Origin of the sequence: Vibrio sp. V23_P3S9T160, from assembly GCF_963886625.1 — a bacterium.
In the GTDB taxonomy this organism is placed as follows: domain Bacteria; phylum Pseudomonadota; class Gammaproteobacteria; order Enterobacterales; family Vibrionaceae; genus Vibrio; species Vibrio anguillarum.
On the sequence record NZ_CAWPDB010000064.1, the window covers coordinates 1 to 3,776 of the forward strand.

5 protein-coding genes are annotated in these 3,776 nt (G+C 40.4%); all 5 read right to left on the reverse strand.

Annotated features, from left to right (window positions below; genetic code table 11):
- Positions 1 to 452: ASCH domain-containing protein (locus tag AACU59_RS03590; protein ID WP_161437573.1), on the reverse strand; the 452-nt coding region annotated here is incomplete at its 3' end.
- Positions 453 to 600: 148 nt separating this feature from the next.
- A complete protein-coding gene (locus AACU59_RS03595) occupies positions 601 to 1,497 on the reverse strand; it encodes a hypothetical protein (RefSeq protein ID WP_094144820.1) in 897 nt (298 codons plus the stop codon).
- A 133-nt stretch (positions 1,498 to 1,630) separates the two neighbouring features.
- Complete coding sequence (locus AACU59_RS03600; RefSeq protein WP_161437574.1) at positions 1,631 to 2,104, reverse strand: GNAT family N-acetyltransferase; 474 nt, start codon at positions 2,102 to 2,104, stop codon at positions 1,631 to 1,633.
- Positions 2,105 to 2,245: 141 nt separating this feature from the next.
- A complete protein-coding gene (locus AACU59_RS03605; protein ID WP_161437575.1) occupies positions 2,246 to 2,836 on the reverse strand; it encodes a hypothetical protein in 591 nt (196 codons plus the stop codon).
- A gap of 140 nt (positions 2,837 to 2,976) precedes the next feature.
- Positions 2,977 to 3,513 (reverse strand): protein-tyrosine phosphatase family protein, encoded by a 537-nt coding sequence (locus AACU59_RS03610; protein WP_161437576.1) that lies wholly within the window; start codon positions 3,511 to 3,513, stop codon positions 2,977 to 2,979.
- Between the last annotated feature and the right edge of the window lie 263 nt (positions 3,514 to 3,776).

Below are 3,776 nucleotides of genomic sequence, written 5' to 3' on the forward strand. Positions count from 1 at the left end.
ACCTTAAAGTGCTCTAAAACCAATAGCATATCCTCACTAGGCTCTATACCTAAATCTTCACATTCACGTGAGAAAAATTTCCAATGAGCTTTACGCCACCATTCTAATGATTTGTCGCCTTCACCCTCACTTGCCGCAAACTCTTCTGACACTTCATTGAATCGACAATTTGAGACCGATGTTATCTCAATTATACAAATTGGTTCACCATCCCAGTTTGTGACAACTTGAAGATGACCAACTCTTGGTAAAACTTCACCCTCATGGCTATACCAGTATTCCATGCTGCATGATGCTCGTTTCTCGCCACGTAGGATTAAATCAGCACATAGATTTGCGTTATACTCATCTGCGCAAAAATAATCCGAACTAAATGATGTATATTTTTCAGACACTTCACTAGGTAAAGTTCGAAAGTACTGCTGTAAAAATAACTGACTCTTTTCTTCCATGATTCCCTGAACCTGATTAAAAACATAACGCCCGCTTAAGGGGCAGACAACGCTACTGCCAACTTACCGCATAACACCGTAATCACAAAAACCAACGCATAGTAAAAATACCACGCGTTGGCTGTCCCTCTTGAAGCGTTTGTTAGTTTCATTTCGCGCACATCCTAGTCTGGTAATCTGCCACTCTCGCTAATCTAGCTGTCTGCTCAGGATATTGATTCTGTAGAAAACACAATGCATCTGCTAACGTAATTTGATGTAAATTAACACTGTTCTCAAAAACTAATGACACGATTTGAGCCCGAAAATCTTCATAGCGATCACTCATCCAGCACAAATTCCATATGTTTGAATCTAATTCATCGTCTGAGTCTTCTAGTGGGCTGACAGCCTGTATATTGAGATTACACAACATTGATTCATACTGGATATTTGAAAGCCTATCTTTACAACGAATTACCCAAGCCAATGTGATGAGGTTATGACCAAAAAATCCAGGCTGTTCAAGACAGGCGTTTAGAATATCGCCTTCACGATTCGGGGTTGATAACATCGGCTCACTTTGGTGTTCTTCACCTATAAAAGTAGATGTTACAAACTCGGTGAGTCGATTTAAAAATATTGGGATCGAGTCTGGTGATAACAACTTATAAACTTCATTCAAAGCGAGCAAAATGGTTACATTATGCGATAGATATTCACTGTGTCTCGATGCCCGTGAAACATAATGCTGAAATATATCCTTAAATCCTTTTTCGTCATGCCATTGAGACATTGCCTGATAAGATGCTGGGTATATTCCGCGCTCTAGAATTCTGTGTCGACGGACGCTGGAAAAATTTACTTGTTGAACTGTATCGGTGTAATTACATGAAATCTTTAATACGTCCTGTTCAATTAATCGACTGACTTGCACCAATAGTTTTTCTGAACAGTCCAAATATTCACAGAGAAACTTTGTTGATAAATATGCTTTTAGGGCATGCGGCTGATGGATAATCGCGCTGCTATATAGTGCTTGTTCTAATAAATGTTGAAATGTCATTTTTCCTCCATGAAACTAACGCCGCATTAAGGGGCAGCCAACGCTACTACCAACTTTCCGCATAACATCGTAATCACAAAAACCAACGCATAATAAAAATGCCACGCGTTGGCTGTCCCTCTTAAATGCTTTGTTAGGCGGCGGTTCTCTGCATTATATGTTGAGGACCAACTGGACCACCTAAATACAAATTCCCTGTGTCTTCAAAACCACATTTAAGATAACAATTGTACGCGGCTTTATTACGGCAATTTACTGTCAATTGTAACCGTTCAAACTCTGGATAGGTTGAAGCAACATAGCTTGGTAACAAATTCATCGCTCTACTCGCAATACCTAAACCTTGATGATTATGATCAATCAGCAAAGCTCGAACGCCTAGCGCTTTTGGATCACTAAAACTATATGCGTCAGAATAAGATAAATCTAAGACGAAAAAACCAACAACTTGATCATTGTCGATGATCAAATGAGGATGCTCATGTTCTTTTAAAGATAAAATGAATTCACCAAGCTTATCGATTGTGAACTGAACTTGATCGGGTTTTACTCGTAACTTTTCGACTTCAGCATCACGAATTTTATTATATCTCTCAATTAGTAACATATTACCTCGAACTCAAATGACGCCTAACGCCGCGTTAAGTGGTGAACAACGCGACCACCTACCTAAACCATTGTGCCGTAAACACTAAAGCTGATTCAAACCAAAACTGCCAAGCGTTGTGAATCCGTCTTGAACGCTTTGTTAAGTTTCAGTTCGCTGCACAAACTCATTATAGAATTTCATGGCATCGTCTTCAGAACCTAAAGCGGTGCTGATGAGCATTTGCAAGCTCCACAAACGTCCCGGAACGACTTCGTCTAAGTTTAAGTCAGCAGGATAACTCTCAGGGTCGATGGCCATTTCTAGGTTTACAAACCACCAAATCTCGATCTTCCGTAATAAGCCCACCATATCATCAAAGCTTTTTGCTACATCAAAATCGCAACCTTGGGAAGCGAACTTAAATAGCTCATGCGTTAACTCATTACGATGACGCTTAATACGCTCATATACTTCAATATCAGCGTCATCAATCGCATCGTGTTGCTTTAACCATAAAAGCGAAGCATAGGTTCGACTGCGGTTTAGCTTTAAAACTTTGAGCTTATAATCATCGCTAACAAGTGGGCCGTTTTCATCAAAGCCATTTGTAAAGAACTCTCTAATTTTATCTTCGATACTACTTTTTACCATTTCGAATGCCATCGAGTGCACAGAAGCTGTGATTATGTTGTTCTTGAGCGACACTGGATTGAGAAACCTTTCCCATGACGCCTTTACTTCTTTATCCATTGCACCTGAACTCCAATGAAACTTAACGCCCGCTTAAGGGGCAGACAACGCTACTACCAACTTTCCGCATAACGCCGTAATCACATAAACCAACGCATAGTAAAAATGCCGCGCGTTGGCTGTCCCTCTTGAAGCGTTTGTTATGTGTTAGACAGACCAACCAAAACTTTTTCGGTAAACCAATCCCAGTCTGGCGCGCTGAAAGCAATATCACGAACATCCTTTACAGCCGTTATTGATTCTTTTACACCGAAACCTTTGGATTTTAAAAGGTATGCTGCCAATGCTAGTCCTGTCCGATCTTTGCCTGATTTGCAATGTACTACAACTTTTCCTTGAGTCTCATTGTGTTCAATGAACTTAATAATACGAGGCAATGCATCAAGACAAACCTCAAAATCGCCACTTTTAACTGGCGCATTACTTGAAAGAGGCATGTGTTCATACGCAAAACCAATAGCCTTTAGGCGTGAAAAATGAACACTCTCTCCGTCATTGACCGAAATAATTGCACGAACTCCATATAGCCACAACTCTTCCAGATCCCACATGACTTTGTCTGGTCCACAGCGCCCTGCTACAGAATTTGTTACGAAGAAAAGATTTTTCAATTGAGCCTCACAAAACACATAACGCCCGCTTAAGGGGCTGACAACGCTACTACCAAGTTTCCGCATAACACCGTAACCACAAAAACCAACGCATAATAAAAATGCCACGCGTTGGAAGTCCCTCTTGAAGCGTTTGTTATGCAAATTCAATGAGATAAACCGAATTTACACGACCAAAAACCACAATTGCAATGGTTGAATGATTCAAGAACCAACCCAAGCAAGAACTGTGATAAATAAGCCGCCAAAACAAAGTCCACCTTTCAGCAACAAACCAAGCTTTTGAATGAAACAAACCCTACAAGCAATACTTTCAGCAAGTGCAAAAT